Annotated in this window: 22 protein-coding genes; 12 read left to right on the top strand and 10 right to left on the bottom strand. The window is 69.2% G+C overall.

The features are described 5' to 3' along the window. Nucleotides 1–127: 127 nt before the first annotated feature. Both ACIBKX_RS22210 and ACIBKX_RS22205 read left to right on the top strand, forming a co-directional pair. On the top strand, nucleotides 128–2,875 hold the full coding sequence (locus ACIBKX_RS22210; protein ID WP_363270334.1) for a transglycosylase domain-containing protein: 2,748 nt from the start codon (nucleotides 128–130) through the stop codon (nucleotides 2,873–2,875). A 134-nt stretch (nucleotides 2,876–3,009) separates the two neighbouring features. Continuing rightward, nucleotides 3,010–4,557, top strand: a complete 1,548-nt coding sequence (locus ACIBKX_RS22205) for a glycosyltransferase 87 family protein (protein WP_363270512.1) — start codon at nucleotides 3,010–3,012, stop codon at nucleotides 4,555–4,557. Nucleotides 4,558–4,648: 91 nt separating this feature from the next. On the opposite strand, the gene ACIBKX_RS22200 is transcribed toward ACIBKX_RS22205, so the two are convergent. The 3 genes from ACIBKX_RS22200 to ACIBKX_RS22190 all read right to left on the bottom strand — a co-directional run bounded on the left by ACIBKX_RS22200 (nucleotide 4,649) and on the right by ACIBKX_RS22190 (nucleotide 7,350). After that, a complete protein-coding gene (locus ACIBKX_RS22200; protein WP_363270335.1) occupies nucleotides 4,649–5,680 on the bottom strand; it encodes an alanine racemase in 1,032 nt (343 codons plus the stop codon). 90 nt (nucleotides 5,681–5,770) lie between these two features. Continuing rightward, nucleotides 5,771–6,892 (bottom strand): peptidoglycan bridge formation glycyltransferase FemA/FemB family protein, encoded by a 1,122-nt coding sequence (locus ACIBKX_RS22195; RefSeq protein ID WP_266864493.1) that lies wholly within the window; start codon nucleotides 6,890–6,892, stop codon nucleotides 5,771–5,773. A gap of 146 nt (nucleotides 6,893–7,038) precedes the next feature. Beyond that, complete coding sequence (locus tag ACIBKX_RS22190; protein WP_363270336.1) at nucleotides 7,039–7,350, bottom strand: hypothetical protein; 312 nt, start codon at nucleotides 7,348–7,350, stop codon at nucleotides 7,039–7,041. 276 nt (nucleotides 7,351–7,626) lie between these two features. On the opposite strand from ACIBKX_RS22190, the gene rpsF reads away from it, so the two are divergent. The 4 genes from rpsF to rplI all read left to right on the top strand — a co-directional run bounded on the left by rpsF (nucleotide 7,627) and on the right by rplI (nucleotide 9,368). Then, entirely contained in the window at nucleotides 7,627–7,917 is a 291-nt protein-coding gene (gene rpsF, locus ACIBKX_RS22185) for a 30S ribosomal protein S6 (RefSeq protein WP_006604399.1), read from the top strand. A gap of 80 nt (nucleotides 7,918–7,997) precedes the next feature. Beyond that, on the top strand, nucleotides 7,998–8,594 hold the full coding sequence (locus ACIBKX_RS22180; RefSeq protein WP_363270338.1) for a single-stranded DNA-binding protein: 597 nt from the start codon (nucleotides 7,998–8,000) through the stop codon (nucleotides 8,592–8,594). Between the two features lie 72 nt (nucleotides 8,595–8,666). Then, complete coding sequence (gene rpsR, locus ACIBKX_RS22175; protein WP_003949403.1) at nucleotides 8,667–8,903, top strand: 30S ribosomal protein S18; 237 nt, start codon at nucleotides 8,667–8,669, stop codon at nucleotides 8,901–8,903. Between the two features lie 18 nt (nucleotides 8,904–8,921). Beyond that, nucleotides 8,922–9,368: a 50S ribosomal protein L9 gene (gene rplI / locus ACIBKX_RS22170; protein WP_363270339.1), complete on the top strand. Its 447-nt coding sequence runs from the start codon at nucleotides 8,922–8,924 to the stop codon at nucleotides 9,366–9,368. A 109-nt stretch (nucleotides 9,369–9,477) separates the two neighbouring features. Here rplI and ACIBKX_RS22165 read toward each other — a convergent pair whose 3' ends face one another. After that, nucleotides 9,478–10,815, bottom strand: a complete 1,338-nt coding sequence (locus ACIBKX_RS22165; RefSeq protein WP_363270340.1) for an MATE family efflux transporter — start codon at nucleotides 10,813–10,815, stop codon at nucleotides 9,478–9,480. A 460-nt stretch (nucleotides 10,816–11,275) separates the two neighbouring features. Here ACIBKX_RS22165 and dnaB point away from each other — a divergent pair, with 460 nt between their 5' ends. Next, nucleotides 11,276–12,754, top strand: coding sequence for a replicative DNA helicase (gene dnaB / locus ACIBKX_RS22160; protein WP_363270341.1), 1,479 nt, complete (start codon nucleotides 11,276–11,278; stop codon nucleotides 12,752–12,754). Nucleotides 12,755–12,776: 22 nt separating this feature from the next. Here the strand turns inward: dnaB and def are convergent, their stop codons facing one another. Next, nucleotides 12,777–13,439 carry a peptide deformylase gene (gene def / locus ACIBKX_RS22155; protein WP_363270343.1) on the bottom strand — a complete coding sequence of 221 codons (663 nt, stop codon included), beginning with the start codon at nucleotides 13,437–13,439 and terminating at the stop codon, nucleotides 12,777–12,779. Between the two features lie 178 nt (nucleotides 13,440–13,617). Between def and ACIBKX_RS22150 the strand changes: the two genes are divergently transcribed. After that, nucleotides 13,618–14,109 carry an ArsR family transcriptional regulator gene (locus ACIBKX_RS22150; protein ID WP_363270513.1) on the top strand — a complete coding sequence of 164 codons (492 nt, stop codon included), beginning with the start codon at nucleotides 13,618–13,620 and terminating at the stop codon, nucleotides 14,107–14,109. An 8-nt stretch (nucleotides 14,110–14,117) separates the two neighbouring features. Here the strand turns inward: ACIBKX_RS22150 and ACIBKX_RS22145 are convergent, their stop codons facing one another. Next, entirely contained in the window at nucleotides 14,118–15,608 is a 1,491-nt protein-coding gene (locus ACIBKX_RS22145) for a PLP-dependent aminotransferase family protein (protein WP_363270344.1), read from the bottom strand. Nucleotides 15,609–15,636: 28 nt separating this feature from the next. Between ACIBKX_RS22145 and ACIBKX_RS22140 the strand changes: the two genes are divergently transcribed. Further along, complete coding sequence (locus tag ACIBKX_RS22140) at nucleotides 15,637–16,497, top strand: methyltransferase domain-containing protein (protein ID WP_363270346.1); 861 nt, start codon at nucleotides 15,637–15,639, stop codon at nucleotides 16,495–16,497. A gap of 54 nt (nucleotides 16,498–16,551) precedes the next feature. Next, a complete protein-coding gene (locus ACIBKX_RS22135) occupies nucleotides 16,552–17,934 on the top strand; it encodes a serine hydrolase domain-containing protein (RefSeq protein ID WP_363270347.1) in 1,383 nt (460 codons plus the stop codon). Between the two features lie 103 nt (nucleotides 17,935–18,037). Here ACIBKX_RS22135 and ACIBKX_RS22130 read toward each other — a convergent pair whose 3' ends face one another. Beyond that, nucleotides 18,038–18,490, bottom strand: a complete 453-nt coding sequence (locus tag ACIBKX_RS22130; RefSeq protein WP_363270348.1) for a GNAT family N-acetyltransferase — start codon at nucleotides 18,488–18,490, stop codon at nucleotides 18,038–18,040. 61 nt (nucleotides 18,491–18,551) lie between these two features. Then, the gene (locus tag ACIBKX_RS22125; RefSeq protein ID WP_363270349.1) at nucleotides 18,552–19,010 is read right to left on the bottom strand and encodes a MarR family transcriptional regulator; all 459 of its coding nucleotides are present in this window, start codon (nucleotides 19,008–19,010) and stop codon (nucleotides 18,552–18,554) included. A 140-nt stretch (nucleotides 19,011–19,150) separates the two neighbouring features. Here ACIBKX_RS22125 and ACIBKX_RS22120 point away from each other — a divergent pair, with 140 nt between their 5' ends. Further along, entirely contained in the window at nucleotides 19,151–20,359 is a 1,209-nt protein-coding gene (locus ACIBKX_RS22120) for an MFS transporter (RefSeq protein WP_363270350.1), read from the top strand. 54 nt (nucleotides 20,360–20,413) lie between these two features. After that, a complete protein-coding gene (locus ACIBKX_RS22115) occupies nucleotides 20,414–20,839 on the top strand; it encodes a heme-binding protein (RefSeq protein ID WP_363270351.1) in 426 nt (141 codons plus the stop codon). Nucleotides 20,840–20,949: 110 nt separating this feature from the next. On the opposite strand, the gene ACIBKX_RS22110 is transcribed toward ACIBKX_RS22115, so the two are convergent. Together ACIBKX_RS22110 and ACIBKX_RS22105 are read right to left on the bottom strand one after the other, a co-directional pair. Further along, on the bottom strand, nucleotides 20,950–21,819 hold the full coding sequence (locus ACIBKX_RS22110; RefSeq protein ID WP_363270352.1) for a GNAT family N-acetyltransferase: 870 nt from the start codon (nucleotides 21,817–21,819) through the stop codon (nucleotides 20,950–20,952). A gap of 5 nt (nucleotides 21,820–21,824) precedes the next feature. Then, nucleotides 21,825–22,376 carry a DUF2269 domain-containing protein gene (locus ACIBKX_RS22105; RefSeq protein ID WP_363270353.1) on the bottom strand — a complete coding sequence of 184 codons (552 nt, stop codon included), beginning with the start codon at nucleotides 22,374–22,376 and terminating at the stop codon, nucleotides 21,825–21,827. Between the last annotated feature and the right edge of the window lie 61 nt (nucleotides 22,377–22,437).

Genomic DNA, 22,437 nt, shown 5'->3' with positions numbered 1-22,437 from the left:
AGCGTCGTCGTCCCCGGTGTAGTGCGGATGAGCGCGGGGATGGGCGCATCCGTACTTCGGGGGGACCGGAAACCAGCCGCCGTTTCCAGGCGCGGACATCTGCGCCTGCCCGAGGAGTAATCGTTCGATGAGCGAGCACCGTCGCAAACCGCCGCAGCCGCAGGGCGGCGGACGCGCCGCGACCAGACGCGGCGTCTCCGGCGCGTCGTCGGGCCGCCGCGCGGCACCGCGCGGCGCCACTGGAGCGCCCACTTCCTCAACCGGCTCGTACGGATCAGGGGCCCCCGGCGACGGGGACCGTTCCTACGGTGGCCGGGCCGAGGCCCGTCGCGCGGCACAGCGCAGCGGCTCCGCCGCCGCGGGAGGCGGCCGCCGCAGAGCGGCCGACGGTTCCGGCGCGGGCCGCTCTGGTGGCGGTGGCGGCGGCCGACGTGGTGGGCCCGGCGGCCCGAGCGGGCCGGGGCGCGGCAGGGGTCGTGGTGGTCAGGAGCCCGGCAAGAAGCGGTTCATCGACTACCCGCGTGCGGGCAAGGACGGTGTGCGCCGCTGGGTTCCGTCCTGGCGTCTGGTCACCGGCCTGATCGTCGGTTTCCTCGGCAGCCTGATGGCGGTCGCGGGCATCGCGTACGCCTTGGTGGAGGTCCCGAAGGTCGACGAGGCCGCCAAGGCGCAGAACAACGTCTACTACTGGGCCGACGGCAAGCAGATGGTCGCGACCGGTGGTGAGACGAACCGCCAGATCATCGACTACGAGAAGATCCCCAAGGCGATGCGGACCGCCGTCATCTCGGCGGAGAACAAGACGTTCGAGAGCGACAAGGGCATCGACCCCATGGGCATCACCCGTGCCCTGGTCAATATGGCCAAGGGCGGGGAGACGCAGGGTGGCTCCACGATCACTCAGCAGTACGTGAAGAACGCGCGCCTGGGCGACCAGTCGCAGACGTTCACGCGTAAGTTCAAAGAGCTCTTCATCTCCATAAAGGTCGGCCGGACGGTCTCCAAGGAAGACATCATGGCCGGCTACCTCAACACCGCTTATTACGGACGTGGGGCGTACGGCATCCAGGCCGCGGCCCACGCCTACTTCAACAAGGACGCCAGCGAGCTCAACCCCAGCCAGTGCGCGCTGCTCGCGACGGTGCTCAAGGGCGCCACGTACTACGACCCCGCCGGCTCTCCCGAGGTCGACCCCGCCGCCACGGCCGACGCGAACAAGGCGCGCGCCATGAAGCGGTGGAAGTGGATCCTCGACGAGGAGGTCAAGGACGGTCATCTGACCGCTGCGGAGCGGGGCAAGTACGAGGATTTCCCGAAGCTGCAGAACCCTCGCTCCAACGCCCAGCTGGGCGGTCAGGTCGGCTACCTCGTCGACCTGGCCAAGGCGTACGTGATCAACAACAGCGACGGCAGGATCACGGCCAGTGATCTTCAGCAGGGCGGATACGAGATCCACACGACCTTTGACAGGAACAAGGTCAAGGAACTCGAGAAGTCTGTGGAGAAGGTCCGCAAGGCGAAGATCAAGCCGAAGCTGCGCCCGGACAAGGACACCCACGTCCAGTTCGGTGGTGCGTCCGTGAATCCCAAGGACGGCGCGATCGAGGCCATCTACGGCGGTGAGGACGCGACCAAGCACTTCACCAACAACGCGGACCAGACCGGTGCGCAGGTCGGCTCGACGTTCAAGCCGTTCGTGCTGGCAGCCGCCTTCAAGGACGGCACGCGGGCCAAGGACGGTCCGGAGATCCAGGGCGAAGAGCAGCGCACGATCGTCAACCCGAAGAGCCTCTACAGTGGCAAGAACAAGCTCAAGATCGAGAAGTACGACGGCACGGTCTGGACGGACCGTGAGGGCAAGGAATGGCTGCAGACCAACGACGGTGACGCGTCCTACAACGCGCCGAGCTACCAGATCGACCTCCGTGAGGCGATGCGGGAGTCCGTCAACTCGGCCTATGTGCAGCTCGGCATGGATGTCGGCCTGGACAAGGTGAAGGCCGCGGCCGTCGACGCGGGCATCAAGCCGAACAGCCTGGCCAGCGCCAACTATCCGTCCTTCTCCCTCGGTACGTCCTCGCCGAGTGCGATCCGTATGGCCGGTGCGTACTCCACGTTCGCGTCCAGCGGCAAGCAGAACGAGCCGTACTCGGTGAAGGAAGTCGAGCACAAGGGCAGCACCGTCTACGAGCACGAGACGCAGCCCAAGCGGGCCTTCGACCCGCAGGTCGCCGACAACGTCACCGACGTGCTCAGGACCGTCGTCGAGAAGGGCACCGGTACCTCGGCCCAGCTGAGCGGCCGCCAGGTGGCGGGCAAGACCGGTACGACCGACGGCAACAAGTCGGCCTGGTTCGTCGGCTACACCCCGCAGCTCTCGACCGCGATCAGCATGTACCGCATGGACGACAACGAGGGCAACAAGAAGCGCGAGTTCCTCGAGATGTTCGGCACGGGTGGCGAGGAGAAGATCCACGGAGCCTCGTTCCCCGCGCAGATCTGGCAGGACTACATGGAGCAGGCCCTCAAGGGCGAGCCCGTGAAGACCTTCCCCGTGCCCACTCCGATCGGTGAGGTCGTCGGCGAGACGCCGCCGCCGTCCCCGACGCCGACGGAGACCGAGGAGCCGGAGGAGTCCACGTCGCCGAGCCCCACGGAGACCGGACCGTCCGAGAGCCCGTCGGGCAGCCCGGACCCCGGTGAGTCCTGTGCCGACTGGGACTGGCAGTGCAACAACAACGGCGGTGCCGCGGACGGTGGAACCACCGACGGCAGTACCGGCGAACCGTCGCCACCGACCACCGAGGATCCGACCGGTGGCGGAGGAAACAACGGCAACGGCAATGGAGGCATCTTCGGCGGCCCAACGGGCTGACCGAGGAACCCCAGATGCGTGTTTCACGTGAAACCGTCTGTTTCACGTGAAACACGCACCGTAGATCAAGCAGAGGGCCGCCACACCGCACCGGTGTGGCGGCCCTCTCCGTGTTCCCAGGCTCGTACGGCAGGATGTGCGGCATGCCCAGTGCAGAAACGACGCGCACGAGCGTGCACCAGCCCACGAGCGGGCAGCAGGCTGAGCCCGTACGGCCGACCAAGGAGGATGAGGTCGCCGCGGCCGGCAGCGAGCTGATCGGCGGCCCCATCGGTCGCAGAGTGCTGTACGCGGCTACCTGGTGGACCCCTGTACGCGTCATCGCGCTGGTGGCCATCGGGATGTTCGCCCTCGGCATGGTGCAGAAGATGCCGTGCTACGACGGTGCCTGGTTCCAGGGCGCCAGCTCGCAGTACACGCACGCCTGCTACTCCGACATCCCGCACCTCTACCAGGGGCGCGGTTTCGCGGACGGGCTCGTGCCCTACTTCGACAAGCTGCCCGGCGACATGGAGTACCTCGAATACCCGGTGCTCACCGGTGTCTTCATGGAGGTGGCCGCCTGGCTGACGCCGGGCAGCGGGAGCATCCAGCACCAGGAGAAGTTCTACTGGATGGTCAACGCCGGGATGCTGATGGCCTGTACGGCGGCCATCGCCGTCTGCGTCGCCCGCACCCACCGGCGCCGCCCCTGGGACGGGCTGCTCGTCGCCCTGGCGCCGGCCTTCGCGCTGACGGCGACCATCAACTGGGACCTGTTCGCCGTGGCGCTCACCGCCGCCGCGATGCTGATGTGGTCGCGCCGCGGGGCGGCCTCCGCCGGACTCCTCCTCGGCCTGGCGACCGCAGCGAAGCTCTATCCGGCGCTGCTTCTCGGGCCGCTGCTCATCCTGTGCTGGCGTGCGGGGCGCTGGCGGGCCTTCCTGACGACCGCGGGGGCGGCCGTGGGCGCCTGGCTCGTGGTGAACCTGCCGGTGATGATCGACCACGACTCCTCGGGCTTCCACATCCGCGAGGGCTGGGCGAAGTTCTACACCTTCAGCCAGGAGCGGGGCGTCGACTTCGGCTCGTTCTGGCTGATCCTCTCCCAGCGCATGGACGACCCGCTGGAAACCGACACGGTGAACACCCTCGCCACGGCCCTGATGCTCCTAGCCTGCCTGGGAATCGGTGCCCTCGGCCTGACCGCACCGCGCCGGCCGCGCTTCGCGCAACTGGCCTTCCTGGTGGTCGCCGCCTTCATCCTCACCAACAAGGTCTACTCGCCGCAGTACGTGCTGTGGCTGATCCCCCTCGCCGCCCTTGCCCGGCCGCGCTGGCGGGACTTCCTGATCTGGCAGGCATGCGAGGTCGCGTACTTCCTGGGCATCTGGCTGTACCTGGCGTACACGACGAGCGGAGACGCCCACAAGGGACTGCCGACCGAGGGCTATCAACTGGTCATCGTCGTCCACCTGTTGGGGACGCTGTACCTGTGCGCCATGGTCGTACGCGACATCCTGATGCCGGAGCGGGATCCGGTGCGGCGCTCCGGCGACGACGATCCCTCCGGCGGCGTCCTCGACGGGGCTCAGGACGTCTTCGTCCTTGGTCAGGCGGCCCACCCGCCGCGCCACACGGTGCACGCCACGGAGCGGCCCGTCGTCCGCTGGGGATCGACGACGACCGACGTTTCACCCTGAGCGAACAGGTACGGACGCAGACACGGGAAAGGGCCGGGCGCGATGTTCTCGCGCCCGGCCCTCTCCCGTGTGATCAGCGGTCGGCGACTGCTCAGCGGTCGACGATGCGGTCGAACTGCGTGGTGGTGTGCCGCAGATGGGCCACCAGCTCCTCGCCCACCTTCGGCTCCGGGGCGTCCGAGGGCACGAAGAGGATGGAGACCTGCATGTGCGGCGGCTCCGCGAACCAGCGCTGCTTGCCCGCCCAGACGAACGGAGACAGGTTGCGGTTGACGGTCGCGAGGCCCGCGCGGGCCACGCCCTTCGCCCGCGGCACCATGCCGTGCAGCGCCTTCGGCGCCTCCAGGCCCACACCGTGCGACGTACCGCCCGCGACGACGACCAGCCAGCCGTCGGACGCGACCTTCTGCTGGCGGTAGCCGAAGCGGTCGCCCTTGGACACCCGCGTGACATCCAGGACGGCGCCGCGGTACTCCGTGGCCTCGTGGTCCCCCAGCCACAGGTGCGTGCCGATGCGCGCGCGGAAACGCGTCTGCGGGAACTGCTGCTGCAGACGCTGGAGTTCATTGGCCTTGAGGTGGCTGACGAACATCGTGTGCAGCGGAAGACGGGCGGCGCGCAGCCGGTCCATCCAGCCGATGACCTCCTCGACGGCGTCCGAGCCGTCCGTGCGGTCCAGCGGCAGGTGGATCGCGAAGCCCTCGAGCCGTACGTCCTCGATGGCCGCGTGCAGCTGGGAGAGCTCCTGCTCGCTCACGCCGTGCCGCTTCATCGAGGACATGACCTCGATGACCACACGGGCGCCCACGAGGCCGTGCACGCCGTCCAGCGACGACACGGAGCGGATGACGCGGTCGGGCAGCGGGACGGGCTCCTCGCCCCGCCGGAACGGGGTCAGGACCAGCAGGTCACCGCTGAACCAGTCCTTGATCCGGGCGGCTTCGTAGGTGGTGCCGACCGCGAGGACGTCGGAGCCGAAACGGGTCGCCTCCTCAGCGAGGCGCTCATGCCCGAAGCCGTAGCCGTTGCCCTTGCAGACCGGGACGATGCCCGGGAACTGCTCCAGCACGTGCTTGTGGTGTGCCCGCCAGCGCGCGGTGTCGACATAGAGCGTGAGCGCCATGGCCGGATCCCGGAACCTTTCTCGTGGCTGCGGTGTATCAGAGGTATGAAGACTAGGTGGGGCTGTACCGATTGTGCCGGGGTCGTGCGGTCAGCGACGGGACATGTAGATGTCCAGCGCCTTGTGGAGCAGCTTGTTGAGCGGGAAGTCCCACTCGCCGATGTACTCGACAGCCTCTCCACCTGTGCCCACCTTGAACTGGATCAGTCCGAAGAGGTGGTCCGTCTCGTCCAGAGAGTCGGAGATGCCCCGCAAGTCATAGACGGTGGCGCCGAGCGCGTAGGCGTCGCGGAGCATCCGCCACTGCATCGCGTTCGAGGGCCTGACCTCACGGCCGATGTTGTCCGAGGCGCCGTAGGAGTACCAGACGTGGCCCCCGACGACCAGCATCGTCGCCGCGGACAGGTTCACCCCGTTGTGCCGCGCGAAGTAGAGCCGCATGCGGTTGGGGTCCTCGGAGTTGAGGGTCCGCCACATCTGCTGGAAGTAACCGAGCGGCCGCGGACGGAACTTGTCGCGGATCGCGGTGATCTCGTAGAGGCGCTGCCATTCGGCGAGGTCCTCGTAGCCGCCCTGGACGACCTCGACACCGGCCTTCTCGGCCTTCTTGATGTTGCGCCGCCACAGCTGGTTGAAGCCCTTGAGGACCTCGTCGAGCGAGCGGTTGGCCAGCGGCACCTGGAAGACATAGCGGGGCTGGACGTCACCGAAGCCGGCGCCGCCGTCCTCGCCCTGCTGCCAGCCCATGCGGCGCAGCCGGTCGGAGACCTCGAAGGCACGCGGCTCGATGTGCGAGGCCTCGACGTCGCGCAGCCGCTTCACGTCCGGGTTCTGGATGCCGGACTTGATCGCGGGAGCGTCCCAGCGCCGGATGACGACCGGCGGGCCCATCTTCACGGAGAAGGCGCCCTGCTGCTTCAGATGCGCGAGCATCGGCTGCAGCCAGTCGTCCAGGTTCGGGGCGTACCAGTTGATGACCGGGCCCTCGGGGAGGTACGCGAGATAGCGCTTCAGCTTGGGCAGCTGCCGGTAGAGCACCAGGCCCGCGCCGACGAGCTGACCGGTCGAGTCGTCGAACCAGCCCAGGTTCTCCGAACGCCATTCACTCTTCACATCCGCCCATGCCGGGACCTGGCAATGACTTGCCGACGGCAGGCTCTGGATGTACGCCAGATGCTGCTCGCGACTGATGGTCCTCAGGGTCAGACTCATTCGGGGCGCTCCTCGGGCTGGTGTGTCCCCATGGGTACAGGGGCTCCGGCTCTCGCGCCGAAGCCTACTGTGCCCCGCGAGCGCCCCGTCTGGGCGTACGGAACCTCGACCCCCGGCCTATGCGTGGCAGGGGTGCCGAGGGGCGGTCACCAGAGGCCGCCGAAGAGCCCGCCGTGGGCCATACCCAGGAAGAATCCGACCGCCGAAGCTCCGAGGCCGATGATCAGGCCGAAGCGCTCGCGGGTCGTCTCGGAGACGAACTGTCCCCAGGCGCCCGTGACGATTCCCACCAGGCCGGTCCAGGAGCTGAGCAGGTGGAGGTTGTGGAACATCGCGGAGACGAAGGCGATCGCACCGAGGATGAGTGTCACGCCGAGGAGCGTGTCCTGCAGTGGATGGGCCTTGCCGTCCGTGGCGAACAGAGAGCCGGCGGTGTTTCGTCGCAATGCCTGTGCCATGGGGCACCTCCTGCGGAAGGCGGCGCATCGTAGCGCCATACACACCCGATGTGTACAGATTCTGCCCCTCGGTCGCCGGATTTCAACCGGAAGCCGTGGTGCGGGTACTCTGTACCGTCTGCACCGGTGTCTGCCCAGGCCCCTGGCAGGGTTCCCGCTCGGTCTTCTGATCGGGGAGCCCGATTGTCAGTGGCTGCCGATACCGTTGCGTACGCATCACGACCCTCCTGCCACGGAACGACCGTGGCCGCTGAGTCCAAAGGAGGTGGGTTCCACATGCGTCACTACGAAGTGATGGTCATCCTCGACCCCGATCTCGAGGAGCGCGCTGTCTCCCCGCTGATCGAGAACTTCCTCTCCGTCGTCCGTGAGGGCAACGGAAAGGTCGAGAAGGTCGACACCTGGGGCCGTCGTCGTCTGTCCTACGAGATCAAGAAGAAGCCCGAGGGCATCTACTCGGTCATCGACCTGCAGGCCGAGCCTGCGGTCGTCAAGGAGCTCGACCGACAGATGAACCTGAACGAGTCGGTCCTCCGGACCAAGGTCCTCCGTCCCGAGACCCACTGAGCTTCCTAGCTCAGCGGCGCTCGGGATCCGAGTAGCAGCAGCAAAAGCAGCCAGCAGCAAACCCGCCGAGAGGTTCCCCCATGGCAGGCGAGACCGTCATCACGGTCGTCGGCAATCTTGTCGACGACCCCGAGCTGCGCTTCACCCCCTCCGGTGCGGCGGTCGCGAAGTTCCGTGTCGCGTCCACTCCCCGCACCTTCGACCGTCAGACCAACGAGTGGAAGGACGGCGAGAGCCTCTTCCTCACCTGCTCGGTCTGGCGTCAGGCGGCGGAGAACGTCGCGGAGTCGCTTCAGCGAGGCATGCGCGTCATCGTGCAGGGCCGGTTGAAGCAGCGGTCCTACGAGGACCGTGAGGGCGTCAAGCGCACGGTCTACGAGCTGGACGTCGAGGAAGTCGGCGCCAGCCTGAAGAACGCCACGGCCAAGGTCACCAAGACCACCGGTCGCGGTGGCCAGGGTGGATACGGCGGCGGTGGCGGCCAGCAGGGCGGCGGCAACTGGGGCGGCGGCTCCGGTGGCGGTCAGCAGCAGGGTGGCGGCGGTGCTCCCGCCGACGATCCCTGGGCGACCGGTGCTCCGGCCGGCGGCGGCCAGCAGCAGGGCGGCGGCGGTGGCGGCTGGGGCGGCAGCTCCGGCGGCTCCGGTGGCGGCTACTCGGACGAGCCCCCCTTCTAAGCCTCAGGGCTTTTGGCCTCCGGGCCGAGGGTGGGCCGTACCCACACTTCTTGATCACACAGGAGAAACACCATGGCGAAGCCGCCTGTGCGCAAGCCTAAGAAGAAGGTCTGCGCATTCTGCAAGGACAAGGTCACGTACGTGGACTACAAGGACACGAACATGCTGCGGAAGTTCATTTCCGACCGCGGCAAGATCCGTGCCCGCCGCGTGACCGGCAACTGCACGCAGCACCAGCGTGACGTCGCCACGGCCGTGAAGAACAGCCGTGAGATGGCGCTGCTGCCCTACACGTCCACCGCGCGATAAGGGAAGGGTGACCGACTAATGAAGATCATCCTCACCCACGAGGTCACCGGCCTCGGCGCCGCCGGCGAGGTCGTAGACGTCAAGGACGGCTACGCCCGTAACTACCTGATCCCGCGGAACTTCGCGATCCGCTGGACCAAGGGTGGCGAGAAGGACGTCGAGCAGATCCGTCGTGCTCGCAAGATCCACGAGATCGCGACCATCGAGCAGGCCAACGAGATCAAGGCCCAGCTCGAGGGCGTCAAGGTCCGTCTGGCCGTTCGCTCCGGTGACGCCGGTCGTCTCTTCGGTTCCGTCACCCCGGCCGACATCGCTTCGGCGATCGAGGCTGCCGGTGGTCCGAAGGTCGACAAGCGCCGCGTCGAGCTGAGCGCGCCGATCAAGACGCTGGGCGCCCACGCGACGTCCGTGCGTCTGCACCCCGAGGTTGCCGCCAAGGTCAACATCGAGGTCGTCTCCGCCTAAGCACTGCGCCGGGCAGAGTTGAACGAACATCTGGGGCCGCACCCTTCGGGGTGCGGCCCCAGATGTTTCACGTGAAACGGGTCCGCTGAAGCAGATCAGCCGAAGCGGGTCAGCGCGTGGCGCCCGTGACGATCCAGCGACCCGAGCGGGTGCGGAGCCACAGCGTCACCATGCGGACGGTCATCATCAGCGTCATGGCTGCCCATACGGCGGTCAGTCCGCCGCCGAGCGTCGGCACCAGGAGCGCCACCGGGGCGAAGACCGCGAGCGTGGCCAGCATCGCCCAGGCCAGATACGGCCCGTCGCCGGCGCCCATCAAGACGCCGTCGAGGACGAAGACGATGCCGCAGATCGGCTGGGCGAGGGCCACCACTACGAGCGCGGGCAGAGCGGCGTCCTCGACGACGGAATCGCCGGTGAACAGCGGGATGAACAGCGGGCGGGCAAGGAAGACGAGCAGGCCGAGCACGACTCCGGACGCGATGCCCCACTGCACCATCCGGCGGCAGACGTCACGAGCGCCCTGGGCGTCGTTGGCTCCCAGATAGCGGGCGATGATGGCCTGGCCGGCGATGGCGATGGCGTCCAGGGCGAAGGACAGCAGGTTCCACAGGGACAGGACGATCTGGTGGGCGGCCACATCGGCGTCACCGAGGCGCGCGGCCACCGCCGTCGCGATCATGAGGATCGCCCGCAGTGAGAGCGTACGGACGAGGAGTGGGGCGCCCGCCTGGGCGCAGGCCCTGATGCCGGCGGCGTCGGGACGCAGGGAGGCGCCGTGCCGTCTGGCTCCTCGTACGACGACGAAGAGGTACACGGCGGCCATGGCCAACTGGGCGATGACAGTGCCCCAGGCGGAGCCGGCGATGCCGAGCCCGGCGCCGTAGACGAGGCCGACGTTGAGGACGCCGTTGGCGACGAAGCCGCCGATGGCGACGTACAGCGGGGTCTTTGTGTCCTGGAGTCCGCGCAGGACGCCGGTGGCGGCGAGCACGACGAGCATCGCGGGGATGCCGAGCGAGGAGATGCGGAGATAGGTGATCGCGTACGGAGCCGCGGTGTCCGATGCGCCGAAGAGGTCCACGAGCGCGGGAGCGGTCGGGATGACGACGGCGATGACGGCGGCGCCGAGGAGGAGGGCGAGCCAGATGCCGTCCATGCCCTGCCGGATGGCGGCCTGGAGATCTCCGGCGCCGACCCGGCGGGCGACGGCGGCTGTGGTGGCGTAGGCGAGGAAGACGAAGACGCTCACGGCGGTGGTGAGAAGCGCGGAGGCGACGCCGAGGCCGGCCAGTTGCGCGGTGCCGAGATGGCCGACGATGGCGCTGTCGGCCATCACGAAGAGAGGCTCGGCGACGAGTGCACCGAAGGCGGGGACGGCGAGGGCGATGATCTCTCGGTCATGCCGTCGCCGGGCGGCCTTGGGTGCCGCGGGAGCCTGTGTCATGGGCACCAATGTAATCTTCCACAGGTAAGAGATGCAATGGCATTTGGACCCTTACTTGGTCTTCGCTCGCGCGCTCTGCGGCGCGTCGTTTGTCGCGATCTTGGCCCGACTGGGGAAGTTTTTCTTCTGCACAGCCAGTGGACGGGAAAGCCCCAGGTCAGAGGCTATTTTTGGAGAGAGCTGAGGGCTTGTTCACAGGGCTGTCCACCGGGCCGTGCACAGGTTTTGCGGGGTTCTCCACAGCATCACGCCCGTCATCCACACCGCCTGTGGATAACCAGATTGGCTGACGGTGGCCACGGGCCTACCGTGGTCCGGCGCCTCCCCTGTTCTTCGGACCTCGGAAACCCCGTAAATCCGACGCGTCAGAACCGGAGTTGAGCGACTGATTTGTCAGTGTCGTGCCGTAAGAAAGAGGGGCACGGCGAGGTCCGCGCGGCGGACGGGAGGAGGTGGCCCGGTGAGTATTTCCGAGCCTTTGGACGACCCCTGGGCCGAGAGCGGCCCCAGTGATCGTCTGCCCGCCTCCCGACAGCGCCGTGACGGCGGCCGGGGCCGCGACGAGCAGCACGAGCGCGGCCGCGAAGGCGGCGGCTGGGACGGCGGCGGCACCGCGTTCGAGCGCGTACCACCGCAGGATCTCGACGCGGAGCAGTCGGTGCTCGGCGGCATGCTCCTCTCCAAGGACGCCATCGCCGATGTCGTCGAGGTGCTCAAGGGCCACGACTTCTACCGGCCCGCGCACGAGACGATCTACACCGCGATCCTCGATCTGTACGCGAAGGGCGAGCCGGCCGACCCGATCACCACTGCGGCTGAGCTCACCAAGCGGGGCGAGATCACCAAGGTGGGCGGCGCCCCGTATCTGCACACCCTGGTGCAGACGGTGCCGACGGCGGCCAACGCCGAGTACTACGCGGAGATCGTCCACGAGCGCGCGGTGCTGCGCCGCCTCGTCGAGGCCGGCACCCGCATCACCCAGATGGGATACGCGGCCGACGGCGACGTCGACGAGATCGTCAACACCGCCCAGGCCGAGATCTACGCGGTCACCGAGCAGCGCACCAGCGAGGACTATCTGCCGCTCGGCGACATCATGGAGGGCGCGCTCGACGAGATCGAGGCGATCGGTTCGCGCAGCGGCGAGATGACCGGCGTGCCGACGGGCTTCACCGACTTCGACTCGCTGACCAACGGCCTGCATCCGGGCCAGATGATCGTCATCGCGGCCCGTCCCGCCATGGGTAAGTCCACGCTCGCCCTGGACTTCGCGCGGGCCTGCTCGATCAAGCACAACCTGCCCAGCGTGATCTTCTCCCTGGAAATGGGGCGCAACGAGATCGCGATGCGCCTGCTCTCCGCGGAGGCGCGCGTGGCGCTGCACCACATGCGGTCCGGCACGATGACGGACGAGGACTGGACGCGCCTCGCACGCCGGATGCCGGAGGTCTCGGCGGCCCCCCTCTACATCGACGACTCGCCGAACCTGTCGATGATGGAGATCCGCGCGAAGTGCCGTCGCCTCAAGCAGCGCAGCGACATCAAGCTCGTGATCATCGACTATCTGCAGCTGATGCAGTCCGGTGGCTCGAAGCGCGCCGAGAGCCGCCAGCAGGAGGTCTCGGACATGTCCCGAAACCTGAAGCTGCTGGCCAAGGAGCTCGAGGTCCCGGTCATCGCGCTCTCCCAGCTGAACCGTGGTCCCGAGCAGCGCACGGACAAGAAGCCCCAGGTCTCCGACCTGCGTGAATCCGGGTCGATCGAGCAGGACGCGGACATGGTCATCCTGCTGCACCGCGAGGACGCGTACGAGAAGGAGTCCCCGCGCGCGGGCGAGGCGGACATCATCGTGGGCAAGCACCGTAACGGCCCGACGGCGACGATCACCGTCGCCTTCCAGGGTCACTACTCGCGCTTCGTGGACATGGCACAGACGTGATCTGCCGTAGGGTGCCGCTCTTCTAGTGCCCCAGGGCGGCGGCTTTGACCGCGCGCTGCGCGAAGACGCCGTCCCGCCGGTCCTCCATCTGTCGTACGGCTTCCTTGCGGTCCCGCTTGGAGAGGCGGTCGAGGTAGGTGTGGCCGACGAGGTGGTCGGTCTCGTGCTGCAGGCATCGGGCGAAGTAGCCGGCGCCCTCGATGAGGAGGGGTGCGCCGTCCTTGTCGAAACCCCGGACGACGGCATGGTCGGTGCGGGGGACCGTCATGGTGGCTCCGGGCACGGACAGGCAGCCCTCGAAGTCGTCGATGAGCCGCCGTGTACTCGGATCGGGCAGCTCCAGGACCGGGTTGATGATGTGGCCGACATGCCGGATGCCCTCTTCGTCCGGGCAGTCGTACACGAAGAGTCGCAGGTCGACGCCGACCTGGTTGGCGGCGAGGCCCGCACCGTCGGCCACGTGCATGGTCAGGAACATGTCGTCGATCAGCGCCGAGAGCTCCGGGGTCCCGAACTCGGTGACCTCTTGGCACGGACGGCTCAGCACGTCTTCGCCCACCACCGTGACCCTGCGGACCGAGCCCCGTCCCGCCTCCGGCGCCAGGGCCGGATAGGTGTCGACGGGGCGGCCCAGCACCCGGACCCGCCGGTCGACGGGACGGGACCGCTCGTGACGAACAGGCATGGCTGTCTCCCCCTGCTGCTTGCGAAGTCCTTTGCAAAGTAGCAGACTTTGCAAAGTGACTGAAGATGACCAGACTGCGGATGGCCGGACTGAAGACGGCCTCGACGCCCCGGTCGGCCGGGCGGCCGGTGCCGGTGCCGGTGAAGAGCTGCGTGAGCACGAAGTCCGTAAGGCCCTGATGGGGCTTCTCGCCGAAGTCGGCACCGTCACGGCGACCGAAGCCGCGTCCCGGCTCGGCTACAGCTCTGGTCTCTGCTCGTTCCATCTGCGGCAGCTCGCCCGTCACGGGCACATCGAGGAGGCACCGCACAGCGGCGGCCGTGCGCGTCCCTGGCGGCTGAGGCAGGACACCCCCGCTGCGGACGGGGGCGCGGAGGCACAGTTCGGCGACCTGGCCCGAGGCCTAGAGGACGAGAGCTGGCAGCGGTGGCTTTCGCAGCGCGAGGACGCCCCGGCAAAGTGGCGCCACGACGAAGCCTTCAGCGCCGTCAGCTATCTGACGCCCGAGGAGATGAGCCGCGTCGCGGACGTGATCCGACGAGCCCTCGCGCCCTATCAGGACCGTGAGCAGCGCCCCCTGGCCCGGCCCGACGGCGCGCTGCCGGTCGCCCTCATCGCCCGGCTGTTCCCGCTGCTGCCGCACCCGGAGGACGGCACGGACCAGGATTGAGTCGTACGTCAGGGCAAGTGGCGTACGGCGTCGCCCAGTACGGAGACGGCCTCGGCGATGTCGGTGGCGGTGGGCGCCGCGTAGCCGAGGACGAGACCGGGGCGGTGCGGGCGCTGGCCGTGCCACGACAGGGGCTGCACCTTCACGCCGCGCCGTAGGGCCGCCGCGGCGAGGTCGGTGTCACTGAAGTCGGCGTCGAAGGTGATCGTCAGATGCAGACCGGCAGCGGCGCCATGCACGACGGCGCCCGGTAGTCGGCTCCTGATCGCCGCGATCATCGCGTCCCTGCGGCGGCGATGACGGCCGCGCAGCAGGCGCAACTGGCGTTCCAGCGCGCCGGATTCCATCAGCTGGGCCAGCACGAGCTGCGGCAGCACGGCGCTGCCGAGATCGGCGAAGCGCTTGCCCGCGACGAGCGCGTCCCGATGCCGGGGCGGGGCGATGGCCCAGCCGATGCGGAGTGCCGGGGCGAGCAGCTTGGAGACGCTCCCGGCGTAGCAGACGTGCTCGCTGAGCAGGGAGCGCAGCGCGGGGACCGGTGCGCGGTCGTAGCGGTGCTCGGCGTCGTAGTCGTCCTCGATGATCAGCCCGCCCCGCTCCGTGGCCCAGCGCATCAGCGCGCGCCGTCGTTCGCCGCCGAGCACCACGCCGGTCGGGAACTGGTGGGCCGGAGTCAGCAGAACCGCGGGGGCGGCTGTCGCCTCCAGCGCGTCGACGCGGATGCCGTCGGCGTCGACCGGGACAGGGGGCGTGTCCAGGCCCGCGTTGCGCAGATGCTGCCTGGCGCCGAGCGCGCCGGGGTCCTCCACGGCCACCGCGCGCGTCCCGTCGCTGTGCAGCACCTTGCCGAGCAGCGTGAGGGTCTGGGCTGTGCCCGCGGTGACGACGATCTCGTCCGGGTCGGCACGGACGCCCCGGCCGCGCGCCAGCCAGCGGGCGACGGCGACCCGCAGCTCCCGGGCGCCGCGCGGATCTCCGTACCCGAAGGCGGAGGCCGGGAGCTCCTTGAGCACGGCGCGTTCGGCACGCAGCCACGAGGCGCGGGGGAAGGCGGCGAGATCGGGCACGCCGGGCGAGAGATCGATCCGGGCGGGGGCGGCCCGCAGCGCGTCGAAGATGTCGGTGCCGGGTACGGCGGCGAAGAGAGCGCCTGGCGGCCGGGGCGGGGCCGTGTCCGCGTCGGGCCGCGCCGTCACGGGGGCGGCGACCACCACGGTGCCGTTGCGCCCGCGCCCCTCGACGTGCCCGTCCTCGCCCAGGCGCTGATACGCCTCGGTGACCACGCCGCGGGACACCCGCAGTTCGCCCGCGAGAACTCGGGTGGCCGGCAGTCTGCTGCCCACGGGCAGGCGGCCGTCGGCTATCGCGAGGCGGAGGCGCCCGGCCAGCCAGTCCGCGCGCCCGCCCGCCGGGGCGTCGGTGATGCTCAGCTGGAGGAAGTCGGCCCCGGAGGGCCGTTCTATGGACCGGTCGGCGGCATGGTCATTGGACCTGTTCACCGGGCCATAGTGGCAGCAGGGTGAAGCCATGAACACGGCCACCACGAACCAGGCGACCTCATCTCCCCTGGGCATCCAGGCAGTTGACTACGTCCACGGCTACTCGGACCGAGAGGCCCGCAGACTCGGGGATCAGGCGGACACCCTGGCCGCCCTGCTGCACGACGGCACCGCGTATCCGGCGGGCAGCCGGGTCCTGGAGGTCGGTTGCGGGGTCGGCGCCCAGACCGTCCACCTGGTCGACTCCAGCCCCGGTGCGCACTTCGTCGCCGTCGACCGGTCCGCGTCGTCGCTGGCGCAGGCCCGTGCCCGCGTAGCGGCCCACGCGCCCGACGCGCGGGTGCGCTGGTGCCACGCCGATCTCTTCGATCTCCCTTTCGCGGACGCCGAATTCGACCACATCTTCGTGTGCTTCGTCCTGGAACATCTGGCCGCTCCCCGGCAGGCGCTCGCGGCACTGCGCAGGCTGCTGCGCCCCGGTGGGAGCATCACCGTGATCGAGGGGGACCACGGGTCGGCGTTCTTCCACCCGGACAGCGCGTACGCCCGGGCGGCGATCGGCTGTCTGGTCACGCTGCAGGCGGACGGCGGTGGGAACGCTCTGGTCGGGCGGGAGCTGCAGCCGCTGGTCGCGGGGGCCGGATACGACGACGTCCGGGTGCGGCCGTGCACGGTCTACGCGGACCGGGCCCGGCCCGAGCTGGTCGAGGGCTTCACCCGCAGCACGTTCATCGCCATGGTCGAATCCGTCCGGGACGACGCGCTGGCGGCGGGTCTCGTCACCGAGGCCGACTGGGACCGCGGGATCGCCGATCTGCGCAGGACAGCGGGCGACGACGGGACTTTCCACTACACGTTCTTCAAGGCCACGGGCACACGTTCCGGGTAGCGCGGGCAGCGGAATTCATTCGACGCCCGGCCGCTTCACGGGTGGACTGGGACCATGACATCACCCCGTGAAGAGTTGCTGCCCGCCACCCGTCGAGCCCTGCTGCACCGCGTCGCCACCGCTCAGGCCGAGGGACGCGCGCCCTCGCTCGTCGCCTCGGTGCTCCGGGACGGCGAGCTGCTGTGGACCGAGGGCCGCACCTGCGTCGACGGGCACGCGCCGGACGAGAACGTGCAGTACCGCATCGGCTCGATCACCAAGACCTTCACCGCCGTTCTGGTGATGCGGCTGCGCGACGAGGGCGCCCTCGACCTCTCGGACCCGTTGGAGAAGCATCTGCCGGGCACGGCCGCGGGTGACGTCACCATCGCGGAACTCCTCGCCCACACCGCCGGCCTGGCGGCCGAAACTCCTGGGGAGTGGTGGGAGCGTACGCCCGGTTCGCAGCGCCCCGAGCTGGGGGACGTGCTCGGCGAGCAGCCTTTCAAGCACCCCAACGGCCGCCGGTTCCACTACTCCAACCCCGGCTACACCCTGCTCGGTTCGCTCGTCGAGGCGCTGCGGGGCGACTCCTGGGAAGCGGTACTGCGTCGCGAGGTCCTGGAGCCGCTGGGCCTGGACCGCACGAGCGCGCAGCCACAGGCACCGCATGCGGGCGGCTGGGCCGTCCATCCCTGGGCGGACGTGATGATGCCCGAACCCGCCGAGGACCTGGGCCTCATGGCTCCGGCCGGACAGCTGTGGTCCACGACGGCGGACCTGGCGCGCTTCGGCGCCTTCCTCCTGACGGGCGACGACCGCGTTCTGTCCGCCGATTCGGTACGAGAGATGCGGACCCCGGCAGCACCTCTGCCGCCCGGGGACTGGAGCTCGACCTATGGCCTCGGCACCCAGCTGATCGGGGCGGACGGGCGCACCCTGGTCGGGCACGGGGGATCGCTGCCGGGCTTCATGGCCGGGCTGTGGGCGATCGAGGAGGAGGGCCTGGTGGCGATCACGCTGACCAACTGCACCTCCGGCCCCGCCGTGACGACGCTGGCCGCCGAGCTGCTGATGATCGTCGCCGAGGCCGAGCCGCGGATCCCCGAGCCCTGGCGGCCGCTGCCCGAGCTGGACAAGGCCGTGCTGGAGCTGGCGGGGCCCTGGTACTGGGGGACGAACTCGTTCGCGCTGCGGCCGGCGGCCGACGGGGCGGTCGAGCTGTCGCCGCTCATGGGCGGGGGCCGCGGCTCGCGGTTCCGGCCGAACGGCGACGGCACCTGGACCGGGCTCGACGGCTACTTCATGGGGGAGACCTTGAAGGCGGTGCGGCGGCCTGACGGCTCGGTGAGCCATCTCGACCTCGGGTCATTCTTCTTCACGCGCGAGGCGTACGACGCGGCGACTCCCGTGCCGGGCGGAGTGGACCCCGAGGGGTGGCGCGGACTGCCCAGGTAGCGGATCACCAAGCCATCAGCGCGAGGGGGCGCCGTGTTTCACGTGAAACACGGCGCCCCCTTCTCACGTGCCGCGACGCCCCATCACTGCGTCAAGGGCCGCCTCAGAGCTGCAACTTGAAGCCCACATGCGACGCCTTGAACCCGAGCCGCTCATAGAAGCGGTGGGCGTCGGTGCGGGCGGCGTCGGAGGTCAGCTGCACCAACTGGCAGTTCTGGCGCCGGGATTCCTCGATGGCCCACTGGATGAAGCGCGTGCCGAGTCCGCTGCCGCGCTCGTCGGCGTGGACGCGGACGGCCTCGATGATCGACCGGGTGGCACCCTTCCGGGACAGCCCGTGAATGATCGTGAGCTGAAGGGTGCCGACGACGCGTCCTTCGCGTACGGCGACGACCTGGTGCTGGTTCGGGTCGTCGGCGAGTCGCTCGAACGCTGCGAGGTACGGCGTGAGGTCGTCCGGCGACTCGCGATGGTTGCCCAGCGCGTCGTCGGCCAGCATCTCCACGATGGCGGGGATGTCGTCGGCCACGGCCCGGCGTATCTCAAGATCTCCCATGACCGCAGCCTACGCAGGCAACGCTCCCGCAGACGTACTCCCCGGAGACGAGTGCCGCGTACTACGCCGGGACGCGCACTCCTTCCACGGCCTTGACCAGCGGTGCGAGCTCCGGTTCCAGGGCTGCCGCGTCGAGCGCCTCGCGCAGTGCCGTGTCATTGGTGGGCCGCGCCTCGGCGAGGAGCGCGGTGCCCGACTCGCTGACGTCCGTGTAGATGCCGCGGCGGTCGGTCGGGCACAGATAGCGGGAGAGCAGCCCGCGGTCCTCGAGGCGGGTGACCAGGCGTGTGGTGGCGCTCTGGCTCAGGACGACGGCGTCGGCGACCTGCTTCATCTGCAGATGGCCGCCCTCTCCGTCGTGCTGGCGGCTGAGGACATCGAGCAGGGAGTACTCACGCACGCTCAGGCCGTGCTTGGCCTGCAATGCGCGCTCGATGTGCGTCTCGATCTTCCCGTGGAGCAGGGAGAGCGCGCACCAGCCCTGCGCAAGGGCGGTCAGTGCGGGGTCCGTCGCTGTCATGGCTCTTGTTCCTCCGTCCCGGAGCTGCTGAAACCAGGATAGTGCACCGATGCAATATCCAGCGGTTGCAAGTAACCCGCGTGTGCAACTATTGTGGACGCAAGCTAAGCGCACCTGCAACCGTCTTGGAAGGTAGAACCATGCCTCTCGCGCTACTGGCCCTCGCGATCGGGGCCTTCGGAATCGGGACCACAGAGTTCGTGATCATGGGACTGCTCCCTGAGGTCGCGGGTGACTTCGGCGTCTCCATCCCCACGGCCGGCCTCCTCGTGACCGGCTACGCACTCGGCGTCGTCCTCGGCGCTCCTTTGATGACGGTTCTCGGCACCCGCGTCTCACGCAAGCGGATGCTGATGATCCTGATGGGCCTGTTCATCGCGGGCAATCTGCTCTCCGCCGTGGCGCCGGTCTTCGGCGTGATGCTGGCGGGCCGCGTCGTCGCCTCGCTCGCCCACGGAGCCTTCTTCGGCATCGGTTCGGTCGTCGCGGCCGAACTCGTCGCACCGGAGAAGAAGGCCGGCGCGATCGCCATGATGTTCACGGGCCTCACCGTGGCCAATGTGGTCGGTGTGCCGCTGGGCACGCTCGTCGGGCAGACCCTCGGCTGGCGCATCACGTTCGCGATCGTCGCCGGGCTCGGGGTCATCGGCCTCGCGGGCATCGCCAAGCTGGTTCCGGACCTGCCCAAGCCCCAGGGCGTACGGCTGCGCCACGAGCTGGCCGCATTCCGCAACGTACAGGTGCTGCTCGCCATGGCGATGACGATCCTCGGCTTCGGCGGTGTCTTCGCGGCCGTCACCTACCTCGCGCCGATGATGACGGACGTCGCGGGCTACGCGGACTCCTCCGTGACCTGGCTTCTCGTCCTCTTCGGCCTCGGCATGGTCGCGGGCAACCTGATCGGCGGCAAGTTCGCCGACCGCGCGCTGATGCCGCTGCTCTACATCTCGCTGAGCGCCCTGGCCGTCGTGCTCGCCCTCTTCACCTTCACCGCGCACAACAAGATCGCCGCGGCCGTGACCATCGCGCTGATCGGTGCCCTGGGCTTCGCGACCGTACCGCCGCTGCAGAAGCGGGTGCTCGACCAGGCCTCCGGTGCTCCCACGCTCGCCTCGGCCATGAACATCGGCGCCTTCAACCTGGGCAACGCCCTCTCGGCCTGGCTCGGCGGAATCGTGATCTCCGCGGGCCTCGGCTACACCGCCCCGAACTGGGTGGGCGCCGTACTTGCCGGATCCGCGCTCTTCCTGGCCGTTCTCTCCGCCGCCCTCGAGCGCCGCTCGGCCGCCCCCAGCCGGGTGGTCGCCTCGGCGGCCCCGCTGGAGCAGCCGGCGCCCGTCCACCACTGACCACCCCGCCACATCACAAGCCCCCCACCAGCACCACCGCACAAGGAGAACCTCATGAGCACCACCGCCACCGCCGTCGCCCCGCTGACCATCCAGGACGCCGAGGTCCTCGTCACCGCGGCCCGCCGCGCCGCCGAGGCCGCCGATGTCACCGTCAGCGTCACCGTGCTCGACGCGGGCGGCCATCTGCTGGCCTTCCGGCGCGATGACCGGGCGGTATTGATCTCCGGCGAGACCAGCACCCGCAAGGCGTACACCGCACTTCAGCTCAACGCGCCGACCGCCGACCTCGTCGACCTGGTCAAGCCCGAAGGCCCCTTCCACACCCTGCCCACCGCACTCGACCGGCCGCTGCTCTTCATCGCCGGCGGCATCCCCGTCCACCGCGACGGCCGGCTGATCGGTGCCATCGGCGTCGGCGGCGGCGCACCCGAGCAGGACCACGGATTCGCGACGGCGGCAGTGGAGGCTCTCGCGTAGCGCTCCACCGCACAGCGGCACGACAAAGGCCCGCCCTCTAGTACCGGACGCTTCACGGTGCTTGAGGGCGGGCCCTTGTGCGTGTGCCGCAGTGATGCCGCCGTGTTCGCTCAGCCCGCGGCCACCGTCAGCGGCGCGAAACGGCGGGTCCAGTCACCGGGCAGTTCCGGGATCCCGTACGTCATCACGGCGTTGAAGGCGACGGACTCCAGGCCGCATGCCTTCACCCAGGCGAGCAGCTCCTCGTGGCGTACGTCGATGTCGGTGCGCAGCGGCCGGTCGGAGCCGGCGGCGAGGGTGCCGACGAGGGCCTTCGCCGTCTCGGTGTCGCGAGCGATCAGCGGGCCGATGACGTGGGTCTCCATGTTCGGCCAGGCGCCCGCGTAGCCGATGATCTCGCCGTCGGCCTCCGCGACCCGAAGCTGGTCCACGAAGGCCGGCAGGCGGGTGATCATGTGGGTGCGGTCGAGGCCGAAGACCTCGTGGTCCAGCCGGAGGATCGCGGGCAGGTCCTCCGCTGTCGCGGGCCGGGTGGCGACATCGGGCAGCGGGCCGTCCGCGGTGAACCGGCCGCGGACCATCTCGGCGCGGCCGGTCGTCTTGAAGCCGAGCTGCTCGTAGAGGGGGCGGCCGTTCGGCGTCGCGTGGAGGGTGATCGGCGTGGTGGCCGCCTCCTCGATGACATGGCGCATGAGGTGGCGGCCGATGCCCTTGCGGGCGTGCCGTTCGGCGACCAGAACCATGCCGATCGCCCCGAGGTCGGGCCGGTCCTGAGGTCCGTAATCGGTCATCACGCAGGCGGCGATGAGGCCGTTGCCGTCGGGGTCGTCGATGCCGTAACCCGTGCCGGCCGAGAGCAGCAGCCCCCATTTGTGGTCCTCGCGCGGCCATCCCCGGTCCTGGGAGAGGTCGGCGCAGGAGGTGAGGTCGCGGAGGGTCAGTCGGCGGATGGGCAGTGCGGAGAGGGAAGGTGTCGACACTCGGGTCAGGCTGTCTGACTTACGCCCCTTGCGTCCACCGGTTTGTGGGCAGAACCCCGCTGGTTCCGGCCACGTTGCTTCCGGCCACGGCGGGTCAGTCCCCAGGGCTTGAGGACGGAGATGACCATCATGAAGACATAGGCGCTCAGGGAGACGATCGGCCCGGCGATCAGGTCGGTCGGGTCCGCCAGCGGTGCACCCGCGGACACGGTCTCGACCGAATCGTTGATGCCCGGCCGGAGGGCGAAGGCCGACGCGATCGTGGTGGCCAGGGTCAGCCAGAACTTTGTGTAGACCCAGCGGTGCTTGGCGAGCCCCCAGGGGGTGCCGAGCGAGAGCAGCAGTCCGCTCAGCAGGGTGAGCAGGGCGAGGGGGATCACCAGCCAGTCGGCGAAGATCTTCATGCTGCGGACGGAGGCTTCGATGACCGGAGCGGAGTCTGTGGTGATGGCCGCGGTGGCGAGGGCGAGCAGGCCGAGCGTGAGCCCGAGCCAGCCAGCGGCGGCGGCTACATGGACGACGAGGGTGGCCCGGCGAGCGGGGCGGCTTAGTTTCACGTGAAACACGGTGCCGGGAGCTGCGGGCGAAGTCGTCTGACAGCGGGAGTAACCGCGGGTA

This window comes from Streptomyces sp. NPDC050658 (assembly GCF_044457025.1).
Taxonomy (GTDB): domain Bacteria; phylum Actinomycetota; class Actinomycetes; order Streptomycetales; family Streptomycetaceae; genus Streptomyces.
The sequence above is the reverse complement of the archived record's forward strand: the minus strand, read 5'-3'. Positions and strand labels throughout refer to the sequence as shown.

What these genes read in the sequence shown, in the direction of transcription:
- ACIBKX_RS22140 (WP_363270346.1), top strand. Translation starts at nt 15,637, where the DNA reads ATGAACACGGCCACCACGAACCAGGCGACCTCATCTCCCCTGGGCATC.
- ACIBKX_RS22150 (WP_363270513.1), top strand. Translation starts at nt 13,618, where the DNA reads ATGGGGCTTCTCGCCGAAGTCGGCACCGTCACGGCGACCGAAGCCGCG.
- def (WP_363270343.1), bottom strand. Translation starts at nt 13,439, where the DNA reads ATGCCTGTTCGTCACGAGCGGTCCCGTCCCGTCGACCGGCGGGTCCGG.
- ACIBKX_RS22195 (WP_266864493.1), bottom strand. Translation starts at nt 6,892, where the DNA reads ATGAGTCTGACCCTGAGGACCATCAGTCGCGAGCAGCATCTGGCGTAC.
- rpsR (WP_003949403.1), top strand. Translation starts at nt 8,667, where the DNA reads ATGGCGAAGCCGCCTGTGCGCAAGCCTAAGAAGAAGGTCTGCGCATTC.
- ACIBKX_RS22190 (WP_363270336.1), bottom strand. Translation starts at nt 7,350, where the DNA reads ATGGCACAGGCATTGCGACGAAACACCGCCGGCTCTCTGTTCGCCACG.
- rpsF (WP_006604399.1), top strand. Translation starts at nt 7,627, where the DNA reads ATGCGTCACTACGAAGTGATGGTCATCCTCGACCCCGATCTCGAGGAG.
- ACIBKX_RS22125 (WP_363270349.1), bottom strand. Translation starts at nt 19,010, where the DNA reads ATGACAGCGACGGACCCCGCACTGACCGCCCTTGCGCAGGGCTGGTGC.
- ACIBKX_RS22200 (WP_363270335.1), bottom strand. Translation starts at nt 5,680, where the DNA reads ATGGCGCTCACGCTCTATGTCGACACCGCGCGCTGGCGGGCACACCAC.
- ACIBKX_RS22180 (WP_363270338.1), top strand. Translation starts at nt 7,998, where the DNA reads ATGGCAGGCGAGACCGTCATCACGGTCGTCGGCAATCTTGTCGACGAC.
- ACIBKX_RS22120 (WP_363270350.1), top strand. Translation starts at nt 19,151, where the DNA reads ATGCCTCTCGCGCTACTGGCCCTCGCGATCGGGGCCTTCGGAATCGGG.
- rplI (WP_363270339.1), top strand. Translation starts at nt 8,922, where the DNA reads ATGAAGATCATCCTCACCCACGAGGTCACCGGCCTCGGCGCCGCCGGC.
- ACIBKX_RS22115 (WP_363270351.1), top strand. Translation starts at nt 20,414, where the DNA reads ATGAGCACCACCGCCACCGCCGTCGCCCCGCTGACCATCCAGGACGCC.
- ACIBKX_RS22210 (WP_363270334.1), top strand. Translation starts at nt 128, where the DNA reads ATGAGCGAGCACCGTCGCAAACCGCCGCAGCCGCAGGGCGGCGGACGC.
- ACIBKX_RS22135 (WP_363270347.1), top strand. Translation starts at nt 16,552, where the DNA reads ATGACATCACCCCGTGAAGAGTTGCTGCCCGCCACCCGTCGAGCCCTG.
- ACIBKX_RS22130 (WP_363270348.1), bottom strand. Translation starts at nt 18,490, where the DNA reads ATGGGAGATCTTGAGATACGCCGGGCCGTGGCCGACGACATCCCCGCC.
- ACIBKX_RS22205 (WP_363270512.1), top strand. Translation starts at nt 3,010, where the DNA reads ATGTGCGGCATGCCCAGTGCAGAAACGACGCGCACGAGCGTGCACCAG.
- ACIBKX_RS22165 (WP_363270340.1), bottom strand. Translation starts at nt 10,815, where the DNA reads ATGACACAGGCTCCCGCGGCACCCAAGGCCGCCCGGCGACGGCATGAC.